Raw genomic sequence first — 21,001 nt, 5'->3', positions numbered from 1 at the left:
CGGGCCCGTCGACGCGTGCCTGCCGAAACCGGGCGGGGCTCAGCCCTCAGCGGGGATCGGCTCGCCGGCCTTGGCCGCGGCGATGCGCGCGCGCAGGGCCGTCAGCTGGTCCTTGATCGCCTGCGGGAGGCGATCGCCGAACTGCGAGAAGTACTCCTCGGTGGAGTCGGCCTCGGCGGCCCAGGCGTCGGGGTCGATGGTGTACATCTTGTCCCACTCGGCCTTGCCCACGTCGACGCCGTCGAGGTTGAAGTCCTCGAAGTGCGGGTAGCGCCCGGTCACCCCGTTGATCGCCTCGACCTCGCCGGCGGAGCGGCGGACGATCCAGTCGAGCACGCGGGAGTTGTCTCCGTAGCCCGGCCACAGGAACTTGCCGTTCTCGTCCTTGCGGAACCAGTTCACCTGGTAGATCTTCGGGAACGCGGTCCCCAGCTTGGCCTGCATCTCCAGCCAGTGGCCCCAGTAGTCGGCCATGTTGTAGCCGCAGAAGGGCAGCATGGCGAAGGGGTCGTGGCGCAGCGAGCCGGCCTTGACGTCGGTCGCAGCGGCCGTGACCTCGGAGGCCACCGAGGCGCCGATGAACACGCCGTGGGCGGCCGAGTACTGCTCGGCGACCAGGGGCACGTTCGTGGCGCGGCGTCCGCCGAAGAGGATCGCGTCGACCGGCACGCCCTGCGGGGCCTCCCAGTCGGGGCAGATGATCGGGCACTGCGAGGCCGGCGTCGTGAAGCGGCTGTTCGCGTGGGCGGCCGGCTGGCCGGACTCGGGCGTCCAGTCCTTGCCGTGCCAGTCGATGAGGTGCTCGGGGACGTCCCCGTCGATGCCCTCCCACCACACATCGCCGTCATCGGTCAGGGCGACGTTGGTGAAGATCGTGTTGGTCCGCATGGTGTCCATGGCCATCGGGTTCGTCTTGTAGGACGTGCCCGGGGCGACGCCGAAGAAGCCGGCCTCGGGGTTGATCGCGTACAGACGGCCGTCGGGGCCGGGGCGCATCCACGCGATGTCGTCGCCGACCGTCTCGACCTTGTAGCCGGGGATGGTGGGCTGGAGCATCGCGAGGTTCGTCTTGCCGCAGGCGGAGGGGAAGGCCGCGGTCACGTGGAACTGCTTGTTGTCGGACTGGCGGGTCAGGCGCAGGATCAGCATGTGCTCGGCCATCCAGCCGTCGCGCCGGGCCATCGTCGAGGCGATGCGCAGCGCGTAGCACTTCTTGCCCAGCAGGGCGTTGCCGCCGTAACCGGAGCCGTAGGACCAGATCTCGTTGGTCTCGGGGAAGTGGGTGATGTACTTCTCGTCGTTGCACGGCCACGCCGTGTCCTTCTCACCCGGCTCCAGGGGCTGGCCGACGGAGTGGACGGCCGGGACCCACAGGCGCCCCTCGTTGATGAGGTCCATCGCCTTGGCGCCCATGCGGGTCATGATCCGCATGTTGCACACGACGTAGGGCGAGTCCGTGAGCTCGATGCCCAGCTGGGAGATCGGTCCGCCCAGAGGCCCCATGGAGAACGGCACGACGTACAGCGTGCGGCCCTTCATCGTGGCGGTGAACTTCTCCTTGAGGATCGCCTTCATCTCCTTGGGATCGGCCCAGTGGTTCGTCGGGCCGGCGTCCTCCTCCTTCTCGCAGCAGATGAAGGTGCGGGACTCCACGCGGGCGACGTCGGAGGGCAGGGAGCGGGCGAGGAACGAGTTCGGGCGCTTCTCGGGGTTGAGCCGCGTGAACATCCCGTTGTCGACCATGAGCTGCGTGAGGCGGCCCCATTCCTCCTGGGACCCGTCGCAGAACTCGATGGCGTCCGGGGTGGCGAGCTCGGCGATCTTCGCCACCCATGCGATGACGTCTTCGGGAGCATTCGACGGCGCGGCCGCGCGCACGTCCTTTTCGGTCACGGACATTTTGCCTCCTGAGGCAGTCAGTCTTCCCGGGTGCCTTGCACCCTCGTCGTACAAGTCACATCATCCCAGACTGCGGATGCTCCCGCGAGGGAGGATGGTCCCGACGGGTGTGTGTCCGGGGACACAACGGCATGAGCACGTCACTCGGTGCTCTAGTCTGTGTCGTGAGTGTGACACCGTTTCGCCACGTGACGTTGGGAGTTTCACCGTGGGATTGCGTTCTCCCGAAGGGCCCACCTTCTTCGATCTTCTCTCCGCCCAGGCGGATCAGCTCGTCACCGGCGTCGGGCTGCTGGCCACCATGCTCGGGGCCTCCCCCGAGGAGCGCGTCGCCCTGCGCGACCAGCTCCACGAGGTCGAGCACGCCGGCGACGAGGTCAACCACCAGGTGGTCCGCCGGCTCAACCTGTCCTTCGTCACCCCTTTCGACCGTGAGGACCTGGGCTTTCTGGCCGCCCGCCTGGACGATTGCATGGACCTGATGGACGAGGCCGGCGACCTCATCGTCCTCTACGGCCTCAACGAGATCCCGGACGACGTCAGCGAGCTCATCGCCCACCAGGTCGACGTCCTCACGCGATGCGCCGACCAGACGGCGAAGGCGATGCCGGGCCTGAAGTCGCCGCTGGACCTGCGCGAGTACTGGGTGGAGATCAACCGCCTGGAGAACGAGGGCGACCAGGCCTACCGCCGCACCCTGACGACCCTGTTCGACTCGGGGTTGGACCCCGTGATGATCATCAAGCTCAAGGACGTCATCGAGGTGCTCGAGTCCTGCGCCGACGCGTTCGAGGACTTCGCGAACGGCATCGAGTCCATCGCCGTCAAGGAGTCCTGAGACCGTGGACCTCAACCTGGTCCTCGTGCTGCTGGTCATCGGCATCGCGCTCGCCTTCGATTTCACGAACGGGTTCCACGACGCCGCCAACGCGATCGCGACCTCCGTCTCGACCCGCGCGCTGACGCCCCGGGTCGCGCTGCTGATGGCCGCGGCGATGAACGTCATCGGCGCCCTCCTGGGCACCGAGGTCGCCAAGACGATCGGCGAGGGGATCATCGACATCTCCGTCTACTCGACGTCGAGTGATGTCACGATGCAGCGGGAGGGGCTGATCATCGTCCTCGGGGCCCTGCTGGGCGCCGCGGCCTGGAACCTCGTGACCTGGTGGTTCGGCCTGCCGTCCTCGTCCTCGCACGCGCTCATCGGCGGGCTCGTCGGGGCGGGCCTCATGGCTTCCGCGACGGTGAAGTGGGGTGGCATCCTCACCCACGTCATCATCCCGATGTTCGCCTCGCCGGTCATCGGCTTCGTCCTCGGCTATGTCGTCATGAAGATCGTCATGCGCCTCCTCGCGAATGCGCCCTACCACCGCACGATGCGCCGGTTCCGCCTCGCCCAGACCGTCTCGGCGGCCGCGATGGCCCTGGGGCACGGCCTGCAGGACGCCCAGAAGACGATGGGCGTCATCGTCATGGCGCTGGTCGCGGGCGGGTACGGCGAGCACCACAACATCTTCGACCCCGCCACGGGTGACATGACGATTCCCCTGTGGGTCAAGCTCTGCGCGGCCGGAGCCATCTCGCTGGGCACCTATTCCGGCGGCTGGCGCATCATGCGCACCCTCGGCCGGCGCATCATCGACTTGGACCCCGCGCGCGGATTCGTGGCGGAGACCGTCTCGGCGACGATCCTCTATCTGTCCGCCTACGTCCTGCACGCGCCGATCTCGACGACGCACACGATCACCTCGGCGATCCTCGGCGTGGGGTCGACGCGGCGATTCTCGGCCGTGCGGTGGGGAGTGGCCGGCAACATCGTCGGCGCATGGTTCCTCACGCTCCCTGCGGCGGGCGCCGTGGCGGCCGTCATGTACCTCGTGGTGCACGCTATAGTCATGTGAGGCGCGGGACACCGGTTCCTGCCTGTCCCACGACCGGAATCGAGGTTCCCCATGCACCTGTCCTCCTCCGCCCTCGTCGCGCTCGCCGCCGCGGGCGTCCTGGCAGCGGGCGTTCTCATGGGCGGATGCTCCTCGACCAGCGCGCTGGCCCTCAAGGAGGGGGACTGCTTCCTCTACCCCGATGAGGGGGACACCGAGATCTCCGACGTCACCACGAAGGCCTGCACCGAGGAGCACGACGCCGAGATCATCGGCGTCACCACCGTCGACGGCGACGAGATGCCGCAGTCCGACGCCCTGGACGCCCAGGCCCAGGACGACTGCCTGGCGGCCTTCCAGGACTATGTCGGCACGGCCTACGAGGACTCCACGCTCGGACTGACCTGGCTGGTGCCGACCCAGGACTCCTGGGACAAGGCGGACGACCGGGAGATCGTGTGCGTCGCCCTCACCTCCGACGGCTCCTCCCTGACGTCGAGCGTCAAGGACTCCAGGCTCTGACCGCCTGCCGCCGGCCCCGCGGGCGGGGCCGGCGCGCACGGCGAAGGGGCGGGCCCTCCCTCAGGGGAGGACCCGCCCCGCATGTCTCACGCCGAGACGGCGCCCGGCCGGAGGGATCTGATCAGGCGGCGTCCTCGGAGGCGAGGTTCTTCGTCTTCGTGACATCCAGCGGGATGCCGGGGCCCATGGTCGTGGACACCGTGCCCTTGGAGATGTAGCGGCCCTTGGCGGTGGCCGGGCGCAGGCGGAGGATCTCCTCCAGGACGGCCGCGTAGTTCTCGGAGAGCTGCTCGGCCGAGAACGAGGCCTTGCCGATGACGAAGGCGAGGTTCGAGTGCTTGTCGATGCGGAACTCGATGCGCCCTCCCTTGATCTCCTTGACCGCCTTGGCGACATCCATCGTCACCGTGCCGGTCTTCGGGTTCGGCATGAGGCCGCGGGGGCCCAGCACCCGGCCGAGGCGGCCGACCTTGCCCATCATGTCGGGCGTGGCGACCGCCACGTCGAAGTCGGTGTACCCGCCCTGGACCTTCGCGATGAGGTCGTCGTCTCCGACCTCGTCGGCTCCCGCATCGATCGCCTGCTGCGCGCGCTCGCCAACGGCGAAGACCAAGACCCGGGAGGTCTTGCCGGTGCCGTGCGGCAGCGTGACGGTGCCGCGGATCATCTGATCCGCCTTGCGGGGGTCGACTCCGAGCCGGAACACGACCTCCACGGTCGAGTCGAACTTGGTGACCGTGGTCTCCTTGGCCAGGCGCATCGCCTCCAGGGGCGCGTACAGCTCGCCCTCGTGGATCTTCTCGGCGGCTGCCCGGTAGCTCTTCGAGCGCTTCGTCATTCTGCTGTTCTCCTTGCAGTCGTGGTCAACGGGCGGCGCCCCGCCCTGCCACGGATTCGTGTGTGGTGGTTCAGGCCTGGACCGTGATGCCCATCGAACGGGCGGTGCCCGCGATGATCTTCTCGGCGGCGTCGAGGTCGTTGGCGTTGAGGTCGACCATCTTGGACTGGGCGATCTCGCGGACCTGGTCGCGCGTGATGGTGGCGACCTTGACCGTGTTCGGCGTCGAGGAGCCCTTGGGCACGCCCGCGGCCTTCTTGATCATCTCCGCGGCGGGAGGCGTCTTGAGGACGAATGTGAACGAGCGGTCCTCGTAGACGGTGATCTCGACGGGGATGATCGAGCCGCGCTGGGACTCGGTCGCCGCGTTGTACGCCTTCGTGAACTCCATGATGTTCACGCCGTGCTGGCCCAGCGCAGGCCCGACGGGCGGGGCGGGGTTCGCGGCGCCGGCCGGGATCTGAAGCTTGATCAGGCCGGTGACCTTCTTCTTCGGTGCCATGTGTTCGGGTCTTTCGTCAGAGATGGGTGATGCAGTACGCCCGAAGGCGCACGAACACCGATGATATCGCGGCGCGGCCCCCGTCCCAAGCCCAGTCGCGAACATCACGCGGAGCGGGGGCGGGATCGGCCGCGGACGCGCTCAGCCCTCGATGCGCTCGACCTGGTCGAAACCGAGTTCGAGCGGGGTCTCGCGCTCGAAGATCGTGACCAGGACCTTGAGCTTCTTCTGCTCGGGCATGATCTCCGAGATCGTCGCGTTCATGGTCTCGAACGGGCCGTCGGTGACCATGACGACCTCGCCGACGTTGAAGTCGACCTTGACCTCCTGGACGGGCGCCGGTCCCGTCTTCTGCTGCTGGGAGGCCTCCTCCATGACGTTCGGGGTGAGCAGCATGACGACCTCGTCCTCGGACAGGGGCACGGGGTTGTGCTGGTCGCCGACGAAGCCCGTGACGGCCGGGGTCTCCTTGACGACCCTGTAGGACTGGTCGTTGAACTCCATGCAGACGATGACGTAACCGGGGATGCGCACCCGGCGCACGCGCTTCTTGGCGGTGCCGCGGTACTCCATGACGTACTCGTCGGGGACCTCGACGCGGAAGATGTAGTCCTCCGCGTTCTGGCTCTCGATGCGCTGCTCCAGATTGGCCTTCACCTTGCGCTCATGGCCGGAGTAGGTGTGGATGACGTACCAGTCTCCCGGGAGCAGGCGCAGGTCCTGGCGCAGCTTCTCGATGGGATCGGGCTCCCCCTCCTCCGGCGCCTGCGCGTCCTGGGCGCCATCGGCCGCGCCCTCGTCGGCGGCCTGCTCAGCGGTCCGCCCGGCGTCGCCCTCGGGCGAGGCCGTCTTCTCGGGCTCCGCGGCCGGGGCGGGCGCGGCGGCGGCCGGGTCGTCGGCGGTGTTCAGCGCCTCGGCGTCGACCTGCTCCTCCGTGAGGGAGGCGTCCAGGGGCTCGGCGCCCGCGCGGTCGAGGCCATCGAAGTCGTCGGTCCAGAATTCGTTGCTCACGGGTCTCCTCCAGGGTTGCCGACCCCCCGGTCGGCGCCAGGGCCGATCCGTAGAAGAAACCCGCCTCCAGCCAGCAGCTGTGAGGCGGGTCGACGGGTCAGCCGAATATCACTGCGTTCAGTTTACCGAACAGAAGGTCGAGAAGCCCCGTGTACGCCATGATGACCGCCACAAAAACGATGACGACCGTGAAATAGGTCCACGTCTCGTTCCTCGAGGGGTAGCGGACCTTTTTCATCTCGGAGACGACCTGGGAGATGAAGATCCGGATCCGCGCGAACACGCCGGGGCGCCGCCCGCCCGCGCCCTCGTCCTGCGCCTGGCCGCGCGAGCGCGTGGAGGAGCTCTTCGTCCGATCCGCGCGAGCAGCCTTCGCCTCGCCGCCCTCCGGCAGCGAGGGGAGCTCCGGGTCGGCGTCGTGCCCGCCCAGTGCGCGGCTGTCGCTCATGTCACCCCTCCAGAATCGGGATCGTTGCCGATGGAACCTGGCAGGGCAGGCGGGACTCGAACCCACAACCTACGGTTTTGGAGACCGTTGCGCTACCAATTGCGCCACTGCCCTACTGCGGGCCGACATGCGACCCGCCCGCATGAGTCTAGGGAAACCGGCCCCCACTGTCCAACCCGCGGGCGAGGCCCGCGCTGTCCAGGATCCGGTCCGGATGGGCCCCGCGCTGCCCGGATAGCGGGCGGACTCGCCTCTCCAGTCTGTGCACGTGGAAGCATGTCGGCGTGACCACGACTCCACGCTCCCGCGTCTCCGCCCGTCTCGCCGCCATCACCCCGTCCGCGACCCTGGCCGTGGACGCCAAGGCGAAGGCACTGAAGGCCCAGGGCCGCCCCGTCATCGGCTTCGGCGCCGGCGAGCCGGACTTCCCGACCCCCGGCTACATCGTCGAGGCCGCGATCGCGGCGGCGAAGGATCCGGCGATGCACCATTACACGCCGGCGGCCGGCCTTCCGGCGCTGCGCGCGGCCATCGCCGCGAAGACGGCGCGCGACTCCGGCTACGAGGTCGACCCTGCCTCGGTCCTGGTGACCAACGGCGGCAAGCAGGCCGTCTTCCAGGCCTTCGCCGCGCTGCTGGATCCCGGCGACGAGGTGCTGCTGCCCACTCCCTACTGGACGACCTATCCCGAGGCCATCGCCCTGGCTGGAGGTGCGACGGTTCCCGTGTTCGCCGGCGCCGACCAGGAGTACAAGGTCACCGTCGACCAGCTCGAGGCGGCCCGCACCCCGAGGACCAAGGTGCTGCTCCATTGCTCTCCGTCGAATCCCACGGGCGCGGTCTACACCCCCGAGGAGACGGCGCTGATCGGCCGGTGGGCGCTTGAGCACGGGATCTGGGTTGTCACCGACGAGATCTACGAGCACCTACTCTACGACGGGGCGCTGCCCGCCCACCTGGTGGCACTCGTCCCGGAGCTGGCCGATCAGACCGTCGTCCTCAACGGCGTCGCGAAGACCTACGCGATGACGGGTTGGCGCGTGGGATGGATGATCGGGCCGAAGGATGTGATCCGGGCGGCGACCTCCTTCCAGTCCCACCTCACCTCCAACGTGAACAACATGGCGCAGCGCGCCGCGATCGCCGCCGTGTCTGGCCCGTTGGACGCCGTCGAGGCCATGCGCGAGGCCTTCGACCGGCGGCGCCGCACGATCGTGTCGATGCTCTCGGAGATCGACGGGTTCGAGGTGCCGACGCCGAAGGGGGCGTTCTACGCCTATCCCCGGGTCGAGGGCGTGCTGGGCCGCACGATCCGCGGTGTCACACCCTCCACCTCTGCGGAGCTGGCCGACCTGATCCTCACGGAGGTCGAGGTGGCCGTCGTGCCCGGCGAGGCCTTCGGCCCCTCGGGCTACCTGCGCCTGTCCTACGCGCTGGCCGACGAGGATCTGGCCGAGGGCGTCGGGCGCATCCAGGAGCTGATCGCCGAGGCGAAGTAGGGCGACGGCCCCTCGGTCAGCGCTGGACGCGGGCACCCGTCGCCACGGCTGATTGCTCTCCCACCCGATCAGTCAGCCGCTCCGCGTCTTGACAGCGAGGCGAGACCGACTCGGCACGCCACAGGGGTCCACGCCGCCCCCACCAACCGCAAGGCTACTGAGGCGCATCCTGTGATCCGCCTCAGAGATCTCACCTCTCCGGCGGGCCCTTCTCCCGTCAAAGCCCAGAATTGGACATAGATGCGCGGAGGCGACGTCGACGCGGTCTGTTGGGAACAGCGTGGCGGCTGCGATGAGCCGGGCCATATGAGGCAGTTCGCGATCCCCATCGGCGCGGTGGATGGGAGGAAGGAGCCCAACTCCGCTCTGATCACCCCGATCAGTGCCTGCCGGTCGATCCCATGATGCGCGTCGCCCCCCGGCATCGCCATCATCCGGTCTTCGACGCCAGAGCGGTGGACGCCCTCGACCAGTTCCCGGACCCTGGTCCGCGTCACGCGCATCGCTGTTCGGTCCTCCTCGGAGGAGGCCGTCGGGGCTGTCAGGCGGATGGACTCGTTCTCCGCTCGCTCGACGAGCCTCCAGCAGGCGTCCTCCTGGCGGGCGAAGCGATCCTCCCTGACCCCGCCGACGAGGACATCGAGCGGCCTCTCTCCGACGGGCTCACAGACGAGCCGCAACTCATAGGCCGACCTCGCACGCGCGTTTCCGGCGTCCACCTGGAGGTCGAGCGGGGACGACGACGCCTGACAGGAGACGACACCGAGTTCTCGGAATCTCTCGTTTACTGATCGGGCGAGTTCAGTGCCGCACATCTCGGCGAGCCTGTCCCACCAGAAAAGTGAGAGGCAATGGTCGATCTCGTAGAGGCACTCGACGATCTCGTCGCAGGCGCCTCCGGATCCCCTCATGTCGGCTGACTCCGACCAGGGTCCCGGCCCGGCCTCGTCGGACACTCCGTCGACCATGACTCTCCCGCGACGCAGACGAGTGAGTTCACTGATGTCAAAGCTACGGAAGACCGGCTCCCTGATCTGGAGGAAGACCCTCCGCCGCACAAGCCTCCAGAGCCCATTCTCCCAACGGAGATCGTCGACGTAGAGACCTTCCGAACCGGTCTGGACAAGTTCGCCGTCCAGTGCCGGATCCTCCGATTCCTCCGCGACGAACCGTCCCGAGAACTGTGTGAGGGCCCGAACGCCGTCGGCGGTATGACCTGCCACCCATGTGTCAGAGAGCGAGTGCTGGGCGAGGAGCCGTCCCCTTGCGCGGGTTCTGGCAATCTCGAAATACTCCTCACGATTGAGGACATCCCCGGGCATAGCGGATTCATCGAATACGGCGTCAGGAACGACGAGGTCGTCAACGCTGCCGCGGCACCGGGTGTCGAACCCGAGCTTGAGGAGCGCAAGCGTGCGAGCGACCTCGGATGCCACTCCCGCACCGCGTCGGATCTCCCTCTCTTCATCAGAGAGCATCCGAACCGCGCTCGTGGGCTCACGCATCGGGAGAGGTCCCCACCGCGACCGGGTCCGGCACGACGCTGCCGTCGAAGGACTCCTGGGACCCCACCCACCGCACAACGGCCACCGTAAAGCCGATGGCGACAGCGACGAAACAGGTCATGATCCAGAACATGGGGAGGTAGGAGCCGTAGACGGTGTGGAGGTAACCGGATCCGAAGGTGCCGGCGAAAGAAGCCACGATCGAGTAGACGTTCATCAACGAGAAATGGAGAGCGAACTGCGAGTCACCGAACATTGCTCGGACGAAGAACGTCATTGTGACCACTATCACACCATGGGACATTCCCACCAGGCAGTATCCGATGGCGAGCAGGACGATGTTGTTGACCAACTGCGCACAGACCATGAAAGTGATCGCCACGACGTACATCCCGTTGACGATCGGGATCAGCCTCTTGACTCCCAGATTGTCCAGAAGAGGTCCCGATCCCAGGCGCCCCAGCCCATTGCCGATGCTGGCAAGCCCAGAGACGACGGCCGCAAAGACGGAGACCCCGGCCGGAAGGTTGGCGACCGTGACACCGTGGACCACCGCGAGGATCTCTTCCGAGAGGGTTTTGCCCACCCCCAACGAGCCCAGCGAGACCGTGCCGAGAAGGCACATCCAGACGAAGAAGAGGAGGAACCCCTTGCTCCTGAGCATCTGCCCCGTCGGGACATCGATGAATGCATGGGAACTGTCAGCCGTACCTCGGGCCCTGACCGTGGCCTTGAAGCCAGCGATCTCATCGGAGCGGGGAGCTCGAATGAGCAGCGTGCATAGGACGAGGAGACCCGGGATAAGGACCGCGAACAAATGGAAGACATTGCGCCAGCCGAAGGAGGACTCGAGCAGGGCCGTGATGATGGGCTCAAGGAGGAATCCCCCCAGGCCGTATCCCATGAGCAGGATCCCGGACGCCATTCCCGAGCGGTCGGGAAACCACTGGAGAACGGTTGGAAGGATGATGTTATAGGCGACGCCTATTCCGATCCCGCAGATCAACCCGTATCCCAGATACATCTGTGTGAGCGAATGGACTCCGCTGGTGCACAAGAATCCCACACAAAGGACGACGGCACTCATGATCGCGATCTGGCGGAAACTGTGGCGCCGCAGCAGCCAACCGGAAACCATGTTGCCAATGGTGAAGGCCAGCATCGAGACGGCGAAGACAACAAGCGTCTGCGTGCGCTCCCAGTGGAACTCCGCCTCAAGAGGTTTGATGAACACCGACCATGAGAAGAGAATTCCCATGGAGAGCAGCATGAGGGTGCCGACGAGGAGGATCCACGCCCGTCGCGTTCTAGGTTGCATGATCATGTACTCCGTTCTCGTCTTCAGCGTTCCAGGTATCCGCCGTCAACGGGAATGACCGCCCCGCTGAGGTAATCGGCGGCATGGGAGCACAGGAACACGGTCACCCCTTTGAGATCATCTGCGGTTCCCCAGCGATGGGCGGGGATCCTGGCTGTGATCTCGACGTAGCGGGGATTGTCCTCGCCCATGAGGTTCTTGTTCATCTCGGTTGCCATGTACCCCGGGGCCAATGCATTGACATTGATCCCCTTCGAGGCCCACTCATTGGCGAACGCCTTTGTGAGTTGCGCGATAGCCCCCTTGGATGCCGAGTAGGCGGGAACTGTGAAGCCGCCGAAGAACGAGAGCATCGAGGCCATGTTGACGATCTTCCCATGCCCCTGCGGGATGAAGATGCGTGCAGCCATCTTGCAGAGTTCGAACGGTGCAGTGGCGTTGACGTTCATCACGAACTCGTAGTCCTCCAGGGGGAAGTCCTCCGATGGATGACGCCTCTGCGCTCCAGCCGTGTTGACGAGAATGTCGAGTCCGCCGAGGATCTCGACGGCTCGTTCGAAGGCCTCCGCACGTTGGACGGGGTCGGCAAGATCGACGGTGACACCGTCGGCGGCAAGTCCACGGGCGCGCCAGCCCGCGACGGCGGCGTCGATCTTCTCCTCCGTGCGGGCCATGATCACCACGTGGACGCCGGCCTCAAGAAGGCCTTCGGCCTGGCCGTAGCCGAGGCCTCGATCTCCGCCGGTGACGATCGCCCGGCTTCCGTCGATATCGAATGGTGATGCGATAGCTGTCATGATGGTGACTCCTCCTTGAGATACCTGCATGTGTTATCCGTGACAATTGCTGGGCGAGGGACCCGGCGCCTTCGGGGTCCTCACTCCTCCTCGGAATGAAGTCCCTCGGGATCTGGGCCCGTACCTCGGGCCATGAACGCTTCCAGCCGCCGGCGGTCGGGCAGCCCCTCGTTATCGCCCCGGCTTCCGACCTGGATCGCGCCGATGGCATTCCCACGGGAGACGGCCTCAGCCAAGGAGAGGCCATCCCGCATCCCTGAGATGACTCCGACGGCGAACCCGTCTCCGGCGCCGACGGTGTCGATGAATCGTTCGAGGGGGAATCCCTCGAGTTCGCGTACGGAGCCCTTCTCGGCGAGAACGGCGCCCTTCCGGCCGGCCTTCAGCGCCACTGCCCGTACGCCGCGCCCGAGGTACCAGTCGGCGACTCCGCGCACGTCGTCGGCACCTGTGAGTTCCTTCCCCTCGGAGAGGCCCGGGAGGACGACGTCGGCACGAAGAGCGAGACGGTTGACCTCTGCGATCATGGTGGCGCAGTCGCTCCACAATTGCGGACGCAGGTTCGGATCGAAGGTGACGACCAGCCCGTGGTCGCGCGCCTGATCGATCAGCGCGTGGCACATCTGGAGCGTCTGAGGGCCCAGCGCTGGCGTGATCCCCGTGACGTGGAGGAAGCCGAACCGATCCCACTCGAGTTGCGGGATGTCCTCTGGCCGCATGGACGAGGCCGCTGAGCCCCGGCGGTAGTAGTCGATCTCAGGATCGCCGGCCATGTTGCGCGCCTTGAACATGAGACCGGTCGAGAGCCCTGCGCTCCAGGTGATCCCGGTGGTGTCGATGCCCTCTCGGACTAGTCCCTTTTCGATCCGGTGGCCGATGGAGTCGTCACCCAGTTTCGTGACATACGTGACGGGAACTCCGAGCCGCGCCAGACCCAGGGCAACGTTGTACTCGGCTCCGGCGACCGCCATCGAGAAATGCTCGACCTCCGACAGGTCCCCCGTCTTATCGGCCATCAGAAGCCCCATGGCTTCGCCGGCGAGGAGGACACCTCTGGTCTCCGGACCACCCGCGCCCCGCTTCATCGAGCATCTCCCCGGCGGGCGAGGATCGCCCCGTTGACGACATTGCGGGGCTCACCGCCGCTGAGGTAGTCGACGATGTGTTCCGCCGCCTTCCTCTTGAGGTCGACATAGGCGGCGTCGGAGTACCACGAGGCATGCGGGGTAAGGACGACGTTGTCGAGAGTGGTGAGCGGATGGTCTGCGGGAAGCGGCTCGGACTCGAAGACGTCAAGCCCGGCTCCGTGGATGAGGCCGCCAGACAAGGCGCCCACCAGCGCATCGGTGTCGACGACCGCCCCACGGCACGTGTTGACGATGATGGCCGTGTCTTTCATTGATCGCAGGAAACCCCAATCCACCATATGGCGCGTTTCCCGGGTCAGGGGCACGTGGAGCGAGATGACGTCGGACCGCGCGATCACGTCGTCTCGATCAGTGACCTCGACTCCGTCATCGAGGTCAGTGCCCGCTGGGATGAACGGATCACAACCGATGACATGGAATCCGACTCCCGCCGCCTTCCTCGCCGTCGTCCGCCCGATAGCTCCGAGACCGATGATCCCGAAAGTAGACCGGGAGATGCGGGGGACGGGTTTGATGGTCTCGAGGTCGGTCAGACCCACACGCAGTCGCCTGTCAAGTTGGGTGACTCCGCGCAGAACGGACATCGTCAGCGCGATCGCCTGGTCTGCGACCTCTTCTGTCCCATAGTCGGGAACGTTCATGACGACGACACCATGCGAGGTCGCGGCATCGAGATCGACGGTGTCAACGCCGACGCCGTACCGCACGACGCCCTTGACTGTCGGAAGCGCATCAAGCACCCGCGACGTGACGGGTGCGTACTGGACGATCAGCCCATCCGCTCCCGCGCACATCGCGATCACGTCATCCTCCGTGTGCGCCTGCCGGAGGACGAGATCACCGCCCGCAGCGCGGACGACCTTCTCCTCGATATCGATCGAGTCGTGGTCGCAGTCGGCAATGGCGATCCTCATGTGTCTCTGTTCCTTTCCGAGAGAGCGATGGAGCGGGCTCCGGTGCGCCGAGTCAGCGGTGGCGAAGGTCCGATTGGCGGCGCACTGCGCCAGCGGCGTCCAGCCCCGCTGGCTTCTGCGCGCCATTGCCGCAGACGCTCGACGCGATGACCAGCGCCTCGCGCGAGAGGCGGGTGATCTCATTCCACTTCCCGTTGCGGATCGCGCTGGCTGGGACCATCCAGGATCCGCCACAGGCCGGTACGCACGGCAACGAGAGATAATCGGCAAGGTTTGCCGTGCCAACTCCCCCAGTCGGTACGAAGCCCAGACCGGGGAAAGGCGCCGAGAGGGCCGCGAGCGCCGAGGCGCCCCCCAGCACCTCAGCGGGAAAGAACTTGACCGTGCGAACCCCGAGGTCGAGCGCTGCCATGATCCAGGAGCCGTCTGTGCACGCCGGCAGCACGGGGATGCCACGGGTCGTGCAATGTCGGACGATGTCCGCGCTGAACCCGGGCGAGACGACGTAGCGCGCACCGGCCGCGACGGCATTGTCGACCTGCCGGACGTTGATGACGGTACCGGCGCCCACGACAAGTCCCGGGATCCGGGACATCGCGCGGATGGCGTCCTCGGCTGCGGGGGTCCGGAAGGTGACCTCCGCAGTGCTGATCCCGCCCTCGAGAAGCGCCTCTCCGACATGCCGTCCGTCCTCGGCGGAGTCGACCACGACCACCGGGATGACGGGATTGCCAGCGAGCAGGTCCTCGATCATTCGTCCTCACCGCCTGTTTGTTCGTCTTCGGATGTCGTCGGCATCGTGACAATCTCGGGTAGATCCGCCTCACCGACCCTCCTGGTGATGCACTCAGCGAGCCGCTCCATCCGGTCGGGCCCCATTCGTTCGACAGGCGCGCTCACCGAGATCGCAACGAGAGGATGGCCTCCGACCTGGAGAGGGACTGCGACGCAGGCGATCCCGCTCTCGTTTTCTTCGACTTCGCTGGCATACCCGCGCGTACGAACCGCCTCGAGTTCGCCCAGCGTCCGCTCATTGAACCCCTCCGGGGGCGTCCCCATCTCGTCGAGCCAAAGACCGACGTCATCGCGCCCGACTTGGCGCGCCCCCAGGAGCGCCCGCCCCAGCGCCGTGCGTACCGCCGGCGCGCGGGAACCGATGCGGGACCAGACCCTCAGAGCGAGTTCAGGCTCGACTTTGTCGAGATAGAGGATGGAGTGGTGTGACAAGCGGCCGAGGTGGACGAGCTCGTTGGTCTCTGCCGAAATTCTCTCGAGAACCGGGTGCAGGACGGTGCTCACTCGCTCATCGGAGGTCCACCATCTCAGGATCGGACGGGTCCCGGGACCGAGGAGATAGTTTCCATCAGGATTTTGTTCAACCCATCCGCGAAAACGTAAAGCTGCGAGCGTGTGATGAAGTGTCGCCTTGTTCATATGGAGATCTACCGCGAGTTCCTTGAGCGACATCCCCGTTGAGGCCGACTGCGCCAGTCTCTCCACCGTCACAAGCGCCCGGTCAACACTGGCGACAGGTGAGACGTCCGTCACGCACAGATCCACCTCGGTCCCGCTGCCCGCCGTTGCCGCACGCTTCATCGCATGACCTACTGTTTCTCCTATAGAAACGCTCATCTGAGCTGTCGAAATGATGATAAGCCCGACTCGCACACCCATTCGCAACCTGACTGTTTCGCCCTCGAAAACGATCGATTCCCGCACGTGAACGGCTGTTTGTCGATCATCGCCAGACCCGGATAGTGTCTTATCTCACAGTTCTTAAAGCCTCGTCCAGCGACCAGCCGGTCTCCCCATGCCAGTCGATGGCCCGTCGACCCCTGCCACAATGGCATCATGGAACTCCAGCAGCACCGGGCGTCGACCGGCACTCCCCGCGGGACCGTCCTGATCACCCACGGGTATGCCGAGCACTCCGGACGCTACCAGCGTCTCGTGGAGACGCTGAACGCCGCCGACTACGACGTCGTCGCCTTCGACCTGCCGGGGCACGGCACCACGCCCGGACCCCGCGCCCGCGTTGACGTCGGCCGCCTCATCGCCGGCCATCCGACGATCCGCCGCCGCGCCCTCGAAGAGGCCCGGACACCGGATCTGTTCCTCTACGGGCACTCGATGGGCGGAGCGATCACCGCCGCCTCCACTCTGCTGGACCCCTCTCATCTGCGCGGCACCGTCCTGACGGGCCCCGCGCTGCGGCCCAGCCCCCACGTCCCCGTCACCCTGGCCCGCGCGCTGCTCCCGCTCGCACGCCTGGCCCCGTGGGCCCCCTCCGCCCGCCTCGACTCCCGGCTGATCTCGCGCTCGCCCTCCGTGGTGCGGGCCTACCTCGACGATCCCCTGGTCACGACCGGGCCCGTTCCCCTGCTCACCGGCATCACCATGACCGTCCAGGGCGACCAGGTCATCCGCAACGCCGCCTCGCTTCGAACCCCCACACTCATCATCCACGGCGGCGCCGACGCTCTGGCCGGGCTCGACGGTTCGCGCGAGTTCGTCGAGGCCACGCGCGACGTGGAGATCCAGCTGCGCGTCGTCGACGGCGCCTACCACGAGGTCCTCAACGAGCCCGAGGGGCCGGCGCTCATGCAGGACATCATCATGTGGCTGGACCGGCACTGATGGCAGACTCCACCGATGCCGGGCGCGGTGCGCCCGGCCGCCCTCGTCGATCCGGGACCGCGTTCCCGCGCCGCGGCGCCGAGGAGGACCTGCCCGTCCAGCCCTCGCTGACGATCCCCCCGCCCACCCCGCCGGGGCGGCGTGACCTCGCGAGCCTGCCCAAGGCGCACCTGCACCTGCATTTCACCGGCGCCATGCGGCCTCAGACGATGGTCGAATTGGCTCTGGAACAGGGCGTCCGCCTTCCCCCTCACCTGCTGGACCTCGACCCCCTCCGGGTGCCCGCCGACGCCCGCGGGTGGTTCCGCTTCCAACGCAGCTACGACGCGGCCCGCGCCCTCGTGCGCTCCGAGCCCGTGATGCGCCGCATCGTGCGCGAGGCCGCCGAGGACGAGGCCGTGGAGGGCTCGGTGCATCTCGAGATGCAGGTCGACCCCACCTCCTACGCGCCCTGGGTCGGGGGGATCACCCCGGCGCTGGAGATCATCCTCGACGAGGCCGCGAGCGCCTCCGCGGACACCGGCGTGCACATCGGGATCATCGTGGCGGCCTCGCGCATCCGCCATCCCCTGGACGCGCGCACGTTGGCCCGCCTGGCCTCGCGCTACGCCGGGCGTGAGGCTGGCCGGGTCGTCGGCTTCGGGCTGTCCAACGACGAGCGGGTGGGAACCACGTCGGAGTTCTCCACCGCGTTCCACATCGCCCACGACGCGGGGCTCGCCGCCGTCCCCCACGGGGGCGAGCTGCTGGGACCGGAGTCCGTGCGCGAGGTCGTCGCGGCACTCGCTCCCCAGCGCCTGGGCCACGGGGTTCGCGCCACGGAGGACCCGGACCTGCTGGACCGCCTGATCGACGAGGGCATCGCCTTCGAGGTCTGCCCCACGTCCAACGTCCACCTGGGCGTCTACACCGACCTCGCGCACGTCCCGCTGCCCACGTTCATCCGCCACGGGGCGACGGTGGCGCTGGGGGCGGACGATCCGCTGCTGTTCCACTCCCGTCTGCTCGCCCAGTACGCCGCCGCCCGGGAGGTCGACGGACTGCCGGATGCCGCGCTGGCGGACCTGGCCCGCCAGTCCATCGACGCCTCTCTGGCGGCGGACGGGCTCAAGGCCTCGTGGCGCCGGCGAATCGACGCGTGGCTGGAGGCGCCGCCCCAGCACGCCGCGCCGTCCGCGCTCCCGTCCGAGACGCCCGACGAGCAGGCGGGCCGCCCGGATGTCCCGCGCTGACGAGGGCGTCCCCGCCCCGCCGGGACCGCAACCCACCGGGACCGGCGCGCCGCCGCGGCCCGGCGCGCTGGACCGCGTCCTCATCGCGTTCACCGACTGGTCGAGGGCGGCGGCCGCCCATCTGTGGGTGACGCGATGGCGCACGCGCGGGATGAGCCCCGAGGACGTCCGCGCCCCCGCGCCGGCCGACGGCGCAGGGGCCCCCGTCCTCATCGGGCTGCCCGGCATCCATGAGGAATGGCGTTCGATGGCGGTGTGGGCGCGGGCGTTGCGCGAGGACGGGTGGGACGTGCGCCTGTTGCCCGAGCTGGGCCGGATGGTCGACCCGGTCGTAGAGCTGTCGGAGGCGGTCGCCGGTGTGCTCTCGCGCGGGGATCTGCGCGGCGTCGTCCTGGTCGCCCACTCCAAGGGAGGGCTGGTGGGCAAGGCCGTGCTCTGCGGCCCCGAGGGGTGGCGCGTGCGCGGGATGGTGGCCGTGGCTGCCCCTTTCTCCGGGTCCCCGGCGGCGCGGCTGGTCCCCCTGGTCCCAGGCTTCCGGGAACTCGCCCCCGGCTCCCCCACGATCCGGGCCCTCGCCCGCCGCACGCGGGCCGACGCCCGGATCATCCAGGTGGAGGCCGCCTGGGACCAGAGCGTTCCCGCCGGCCCTCTGCCCGGAGCGCTGGAGCGCGTCGTCCTCCCCCTGGCCGGCCATGAGTCGATGCTGGAGGATCCCCGCGCTGCCCGCGTGATCTGCGTCCTGGCCCGCCGTCTCCTCGCTCGGCGGCCCGGGGCGAGCCCCGGCGCCCACGTCGGCCTCGCGAGCCGGACGGCGATAATGGGCCGGTGAACGCGAACCCCTGGCAGTTGTACGACGACCTCATCGACCTGGTGCCCGCCGATCTTCGGGTGAGCGCCTGGGCGCTGGGGGAGGTGGCCCTGGTGCGCGACGACGCCGGCGGGTGCGGGATCGCCTCGCGGCAGCGCAGCGGCCCCTCCGTCGGGGATCCCATGCCTCGCACGGGCGAGCGCCTGCGCGATGTCGCGGCGCTGGTGAAGTCCTGGGACTTCGCGACCGCCAGCCTGGGGTCCGCGGCCCTGAACTGCGCGCTCAACACCTCGGCGCGCGTGACGGCCCTCTCCGGTTCCGGAACCAGCACGGGTGACCGCGATGTCTTCGCCCGCGACGCCCCGCGCCTGCGCGGACGGCGTGTCGCGATGGTCGGGCATTTCTCGCACGGGATCCGCGCGCTGGAGGGCCTGTGCGATCTCACCGTCCTGGAGCGCGATCCGCGCGGCGATGACCTGCCGGATCCCGCCTGCGAGTACGTCCTGCCGGCCTGCGACGCCGTGTACATCACCGGGATGACCCTCGCCAACAAGACGCTGCCGAGGTTGGCGGCCCTCTCCGCTCAGGCGCGCACCGTCCTCACCGGCCCGTCCTCGCCCTTCGCCCCGGAGGTCCTTCCCGGATGGGGCATCGACCAGATCGCGGGAAGCTGGGTCACCGACGCGGGACTGGCGGCCGACCTGGTCGCCCACGGCGCCACCCTGCCCCGGACGCGCCCGGCGACCCGCCGGTTCTCCGCGGCGCTCGCCGGGACGGTCGCGGTCCCCCGCGCGCCGGAGGCGCTCAGAGGTCGATCCCGACGGTGACCGGCTCCGGCGCCAGGTCCACGCCGAAGGCCTCGCGCACGCCCGCGCGCACCGCGCGGGCCAGCGCCTCGATGTCCGCCGAGGTCGCTCGCCCGCGGTTCGTCAGGGCGAGCACGTGCTTGGTCGACAGCGACGCCCTCGGCCCGGCCTCGTCGCCGGACCCCGGGAGCGCAAAGCCCCGGCCGAACCCGGCATGGTCGATGAGCCAGGCGGCGGAGGTCTTGACCAGCCCCGCCCCCGCCGCGAAGCGCGGGGCGTGGGGGGGCAGCAGCGCGTCTGCGACACCAGCGGGCAGGATCGGGTTGGTGAAGAACGAGCCGGCGCTCCACGTGTCGTGGTCGGAGGGGTCCAGGACCATGCCCTTCGAGCGGCGCAGCGCCAGGACGGCCTCGCGCACGGCGCTCGCCGGAGCGCGGTCCCCGATCCCGACCCCGAGGCGATGCGCGAGCTCCGCGTAGCGCACGGGGGCGGACATCCCGGACTCCGACAGCGCGAAGGTCGCCTCCAGCACGACCCATCGCCCCGTCGGGCCCCATGCGCGTCCCCCCGCCGGCCCGGAGCCCGGCTCGAGGATCGATCGCTTGATCGCCGAGGTCCGGTACCCCAGTCCCAGGTCCTGCGCGGACAGCACGGCGACCTGCTCCAGCGCCCGGTCCCATGTCCGCACCGACACCAGCGTCGCCGCGACGTCCCGCCCGTAAGCGCCGATGTTCTGGACGGGGGCGGCCCCGACGGTCCCCGGGATCCCGGACAGCGCCTCCAGGCCCGACAGCCCCCGGTCCAGTGTCCAGGCGACCAGGTCGTCCCACGGGGTCCCGGCGACCGCCGTCACGTCGACCGTGGCGCCTCCGCGCGGATCGGCAGCCGTCCGGGCTTCCGCGCGGACGCCGCGGCGCCCGTCGCGCACGACCACCCCGTCGAAGGGGCTGTCGGAGGCGAACAGGTTCGAGCCCGCACCCAGCACGAGGACGGGGCGGCGATCATGGTCCGCGGCGCGCACGGCGCCCACCAGCGCCCATTCGGCTCCCGCCTCCGCCCACACCGACACGGGCCCGCCCACGCGCAGCGTCGTCGCCTCGCGCAGCCAGGGCAGCCGCGGGGTCATGGGGTCGCTCGGGTATGTCATCGCTGTGCCTTCCATCGCTCCGTCGTCCGCCGACGAGGGCGTCCCTGGCAATCCGGATCCGAAGCCGGCAGGCCGAACGGACGCCCCTGA

General features: G+C 68.3%; 21 protein-coding genes and 1 tRNA gene. 8 read left to right on the top strand and 14 right to left on the bottom strand.

What is annotated here, in order from left to right; all coding sequences use genetic code 11:
- Window positions 1-39: 39 nt before the first annotated feature.
- A complete protein-coding gene (locus ACFQWG_RS00295) occupies window positions 40-1,899 on the bottom strand; it encodes a phosphoenolpyruvate carboxykinase (GTP) (protein WP_380971093.1) in 1,860 nt (619 codons plus the stop codon).
- Between the two features lie 208 nt (window positions 1,900-2,107).
- Here ACFQWG_RS00295 and ACFQWG_RS00290 point away from each other — a divergent pair, with 208 nt between their 5' ends.
- Genes ACFQWG_RS00290 through ACFQWG_RS00280 form a run of 3 tightly spaced genes read left to right on the top strand, consistent with a single transcriptional unit; the run spans window position 2,108 to window position 4,301 of the window.
- A complete protein-coding gene (locus tag ACFQWG_RS00290) occupies window positions 2,108-2,737 on the top strand; it encodes a DUF47 domain-containing protein (RefSeq protein ID WP_291499298.1) in 630 nt (209 codons plus the stop codon).
- Between the two features lie 4 nt (window positions 2,738-2,741).
- Window positions 2,742-3,800: an inorganic phosphate transporter gene (locus ACFQWG_RS00285; protein ID WP_380971091.1), complete on the top strand. Its 1,059-nt coding sequence runs from the start codon at window positions 2,742-2,744 to the stop codon at window positions 3,798-3,800.
- A gap of 51 nt (window positions 3,801-3,851) precedes the next feature.
- Window positions 3,852-4,301 carry a septum formation family protein gene (locus tag ACFQWG_RS00280; protein WP_380971089.1) on the top strand — a complete coding sequence of 150 codons (450 nt, stop codon included), beginning with the start codon at window positions 3,852-3,854 and terminating at the stop codon, window positions 4,299-4,301.
- 121 nt (window positions 4,302-4,422) lie between these two features.
- Here the strand turns inward: ACFQWG_RS00280 and rplA are convergent, their stop codons facing one another.
- From rplA to ACFQWG_RS00255, 5 genes are all read right to left on the bottom strand, one after another.
- On the bottom strand, window positions 4,423-5,139 hold the full coding sequence (rplA, locus tag ACFQWG_RS00275) for a 50S ribosomal protein L1 (protein WP_291499304.1): 717 nt from the start codon (window positions 5,137-5,139) through the stop codon (window positions 4,423-4,425).
- Between the two features lie 70 nt (window positions 5,140-5,209).
- Window positions 5,210-5,641, bottom strand: coding sequence for a 50S ribosomal protein L11 (gene rplK, locus ACFQWG_RS00270; protein WP_291499305.1), 432 nt, complete (start codon window positions 5,639-5,641; stop codon window positions 5,210-5,212).
- A 141-nt stretch (window positions 5,642-5,782) separates the two neighbouring features.
- The gene (nusG, locus tag ACFQWG_RS00265; protein ID WP_380971086.1) at window positions 5,783-6,652 is read right to left on the bottom strand and encodes a transcription termination/antitermination protein NusG; all 870 of its coding nucleotides are present in this window, start codon (window positions 6,650-6,652) and stop codon (window positions 5,783-5,785) included.
- Between the two features lie 97 nt (window positions 6,653-6,749).
- Window positions 6,750-7,100, bottom strand: coding sequence for a preprotein translocase subunit SecE (secE, locus tag ACFQWG_RS00260; RefSeq protein ID WP_380971084.1), 351 nt, complete (start codon window positions 7,098-7,100; stop codon window positions 6,750-6,752).
- Between the two features lie 38 nt (window positions 7,101-7,138).
- Window positions 7,139-7,214: transfer RNA gene (locus ACFQWG_RS00255), tRNA-Trp, on the bottom strand.
- Between the two features lie 170 nt (window positions 7,215-7,384).
- Between ACFQWG_RS00255 and ACFQWG_RS00250 the strand changes: the two genes are divergently transcribed.
- The gene (locus ACFQWG_RS00250) at window positions 7,385-8,599 is read left to right on the top strand and encodes a pyridoxal phosphate-dependent aminotransferase (RefSeq protein WP_380971083.1); all 1,215 of its coding nucleotides are present in this window, start codon (window positions 7,385-7,387) and stop codon (window positions 8,597-8,599) included.
- A gap of 68 nt (window positions 8,600-8,667) precedes the next feature.
- Here the strand turns inward: ACFQWG_RS00250 and ACFQWG_RS00245 are convergent, their stop codons facing one another.
- The 7 genes from ACFQWG_RS00245 to ACFQWG_RS00215 all read right to left on the bottom strand — a co-directional run bounded on the left by ACFQWG_RS00245 (window position 8,668) and on the right by ACFQWG_RS00215 (window position 15,829).
- Window positions 8,668-10,077 (bottom strand): nuclear transport factor 2 family protein, encoded by a 1,410-nt coding sequence (locus tag ACFQWG_RS00245; RefSeq protein WP_380971081.1) that lies wholly within the window; start codon window positions 10,075-10,077, stop codon window positions 8,668-8,670.
- A gap of 19 nt (window positions 10,078-10,096) precedes the next feature.
- Window positions 10,097-11,428, bottom strand: coding sequence for an MFS transporter (locus tag ACFQWG_RS00240; protein WP_380971079.1), 1,332 nt, complete (start codon window positions 11,426-11,428; stop codon window positions 10,097-10,099).
- 17 nt (window positions 11,429-11,445) lie between these two features.
- Window positions 11,446-12,219: an SDR family NAD(P)-dependent oxidoreductase gene (locus tag ACFQWG_RS00235; RefSeq protein ID WP_380971077.1), complete on the bottom strand. Its 774-nt coding sequence runs from the start codon at window positions 12,217-12,219 to the stop codon at window positions 11,446-11,448.
- 80 nt (window positions 12,220-12,299) lie between these two features.
- Window positions 12,300-13,247 carry a sugar kinase gene (locus tag ACFQWG_RS00230; RefSeq protein ID WP_380976139.1) on the bottom strand — a complete coding sequence of 316 codons (948 nt, stop codon included), beginning with the start codon at window positions 13,245-13,247 and terminating at the stop codon, window positions 12,300-12,302.
- Window positions 13,248-13,300: 53 nt separating this feature from the next.
- Complete coding sequence (locus ACFQWG_RS00225) at window positions 13,301-14,281, bottom strand: C-terminal binding protein (RefSeq protein WP_380971075.1); 981 nt, start codon at window positions 14,279-14,281, stop codon at window positions 13,301-13,303.
- Between the two features lie 52 nt (window positions 14,282-14,333).
- The gene (eda, locus tag ACFQWG_RS00220) at window positions 14,334-15,035 is read right to left on the bottom strand and encodes a bifunctional 4-hydroxy-2-oxoglutarate aldolase/2-dehydro-3-deoxy-phosphogluconate aldolase (RefSeq protein WP_380971073.1); all 702 of its coding nucleotides are present in this window, start codon (window positions 15,033-15,035) and stop codon (window positions 14,334-14,336) included.
- Window positions 15,032-15,829: an IclR family transcriptional regulator gene (locus tag ACFQWG_RS00215; RefSeq protein WP_380971071.1), complete on the bottom strand. Its 798-nt coding sequence runs from the start codon at window positions 15,827-15,829 to the stop codon at window positions 15,032-15,034. The genes eda and ACFQWG_RS00215 overlap by 4 nt, the downstream gene beginning before the upstream one ends.
- Window positions 15,830-16,132: 303 nt before the next feature.
- Here ACFQWG_RS00215 and ACFQWG_RS00210 point away from each other — a divergent pair, with 303 nt between their 5' ends.
- Genes ACFQWG_RS00210 through ACFQWG_RS00195 form a run of 4 tightly spaced genes read left to right on the top strand, consistent with a single transcriptional unit; the run spans window position 16,133 to window position 19,785 of the window.
- Complete coding sequence (locus tag ACFQWG_RS00210) at window positions 16,133-16,918, top strand: alpha/beta hydrolase (RefSeq protein WP_380971070.1); 786 nt, start codon at window positions 16,133-16,135, stop codon at window positions 16,916-16,918.
- Window positions 16,918-18,150, top strand: a complete 1,233-nt coding sequence (locus ACFQWG_RS00205; protein WP_380971068.1) for an adenosine deaminase — start codon at window positions 16,918-16,920, stop codon at window positions 18,148-18,150. Before ACFQWG_RS00210 ends, ACFQWG_RS00205 begins: the two co-directional genes overlap by 1 nt.
- A complete protein-coding gene (locus ACFQWG_RS00200) occupies window positions 18,137-18,979 on the top strand; it encodes an esterase/lipase family protein (protein WP_380971067.1) in 843 nt (280 codons plus the stop codon). Before ACFQWG_RS00205 ends, ACFQWG_RS00200 begins: the two co-directional genes overlap by 14 nt.
- A complete protein-coding gene (locus ACFQWG_RS00195; protein ID WP_380971065.1) occupies window positions 18,976-19,785 on the top strand; it encodes a Rossmann-like domain-containing protein in 810 nt (269 codons plus the stop codon). The genes ACFQWG_RS00200 and ACFQWG_RS00195 overlap by 4 nt, the downstream gene beginning before the upstream one ends.
- On the opposite strand, the gene ACFQWG_RS00190 is transcribed toward ACFQWG_RS00195, so the two are convergent.
- The gene (locus ACFQWG_RS00190) at window positions 19,763-20,911 is read right to left on the bottom strand and encodes a UDP-N-acetylmuramate dehydrogenase (protein ID WP_380971063.1); all 1,149 of its coding nucleotides are present in this window, start codon (window positions 20,909-20,911) and stop codon (window positions 19,763-19,765) included. The two genes, ACFQWG_RS00195 and ACFQWG_RS00190, sit on opposite strands and share 23 nt — an antisense overlap.
- Window positions 20,912-21,001 lie beyond the last annotated feature (90 nt).

The sequence above is a fragment of the Schaalia naturae genome (assembly GCF_042665795.1).
In the GTDB taxonomy this organism is placed as follows: domain Bacteria; phylum Actinomycetota; class Actinomycetes; order Actinomycetales; family Actinomycetaceae; genus Pauljensenia; species Pauljensenia naturae.
The sequence above is the reverse complement of the archived record's forward strand: the minus strand, read 5'-3'. Positions and strand labels throughout refer to the sequence as shown.

Bases quoted from the DNA above. Each gene is read 5' to 3' on its own strand.
- ACFQWG_RS00295 (WP_380971093.1), bottom strand. From the start codon at position 1,899: ATGTCCGTGACCGAAAAGGACGTGCGCGCGGCCGCGCCGTCGAATGCT.
- ACFQWG_RS00280 (WP_380971089.1), top strand. From the start codon at position 3,852: ATGCACCTGTCCTCCTCCGCCCTCGTCGCGCTCGCCGCCGCGGGCGTC.
- rplA (WP_291499304.1), bottom strand. From the start codon at position 5,139: ATGACGAAGCGCTCGAAGAGCTACCGGGCAGCCGCCGAGAAGATCCAC.
- rplK (WP_291499305.1), bottom strand. From the start codon at position 5,641: ATGGCACCGAAGAAGAAGGTCACCGGCCTGATCAAGCTTCAGATCCCG.
- secE (WP_380971084.1), bottom strand. From the start codon at position 7,100: ATGAGCGACAGCCGCGCACTGGGCGGGCACGACGCCGACCCGGAGCTC.
- ACFQWG_RS00245 (WP_380971081.1), bottom strand. From the start codon at position 10,077: ATGCTCTCTGATGAAGAGAGGGAGATCCGACGCGGTGCGGGAGTGGCA.
- ACFQWG_RS00240 (WP_380971079.1), bottom strand. From the start codon at position 11,428: ATGATCATGCAACCTAGAACGCGACGGGCGTGGATCCTCCTCGTCGGC.
- ACFQWG_RS00235 (WP_380971077.1), bottom strand. From the start codon at position 12,219: ATGACAGCTATCGCATCACCATTCGATATCGACGGAAGCCGGGCGATC.
- ACFQWG_RS00230 (WP_380976139.1), bottom strand. From the start codon at position 13,247: ATGGGGCTTCTGATGGCCGATAAGACGGGGGACCTGTCGGAGGTCGAG.
- ACFQWG_RS00225 (WP_380971075.1), bottom strand. From the start codon at position 14,281: ATGAGGATCGCCATTGCCGACTGCGACCACGACTCGATCGATATCGAG.
- eda (WP_380971073.1), bottom strand. From the start codon at position 15,035: ATGATCGAGGACCTGCTCGCTGGCAATCCCGTCATCCCGGTGGTCGTG.
- ACFQWG_RS00210 (WP_380971070.1), top strand. From the start codon at position 16,133: ATGGAACTCCAGCAGCACCGGGCGTCGACCGGCACTCCCCGCGGGACC.
- ACFQWG_RS00205 (WP_380971068.1), top strand. From the start codon at position 16,918: ATGGCAGACTCCACCGATGCCGGGCGCGGTGCGCCCGGCCGCCCTCGT.
- ACFQWG_RS00200 (WP_380971067.1), top strand. From the start codon at position 18,137: ATGTCCCGCGCTGACGAGGGCGTCCCCGCCCCGCCGGGACCGCAACCC.
- ACFQWG_RS00190 (WP_380971063.1), bottom strand. From the start codon at position 20,911: ATGACATACCCGAGCGACCCCATGACCCCGCGGCTGCCCTGGCTGCGC.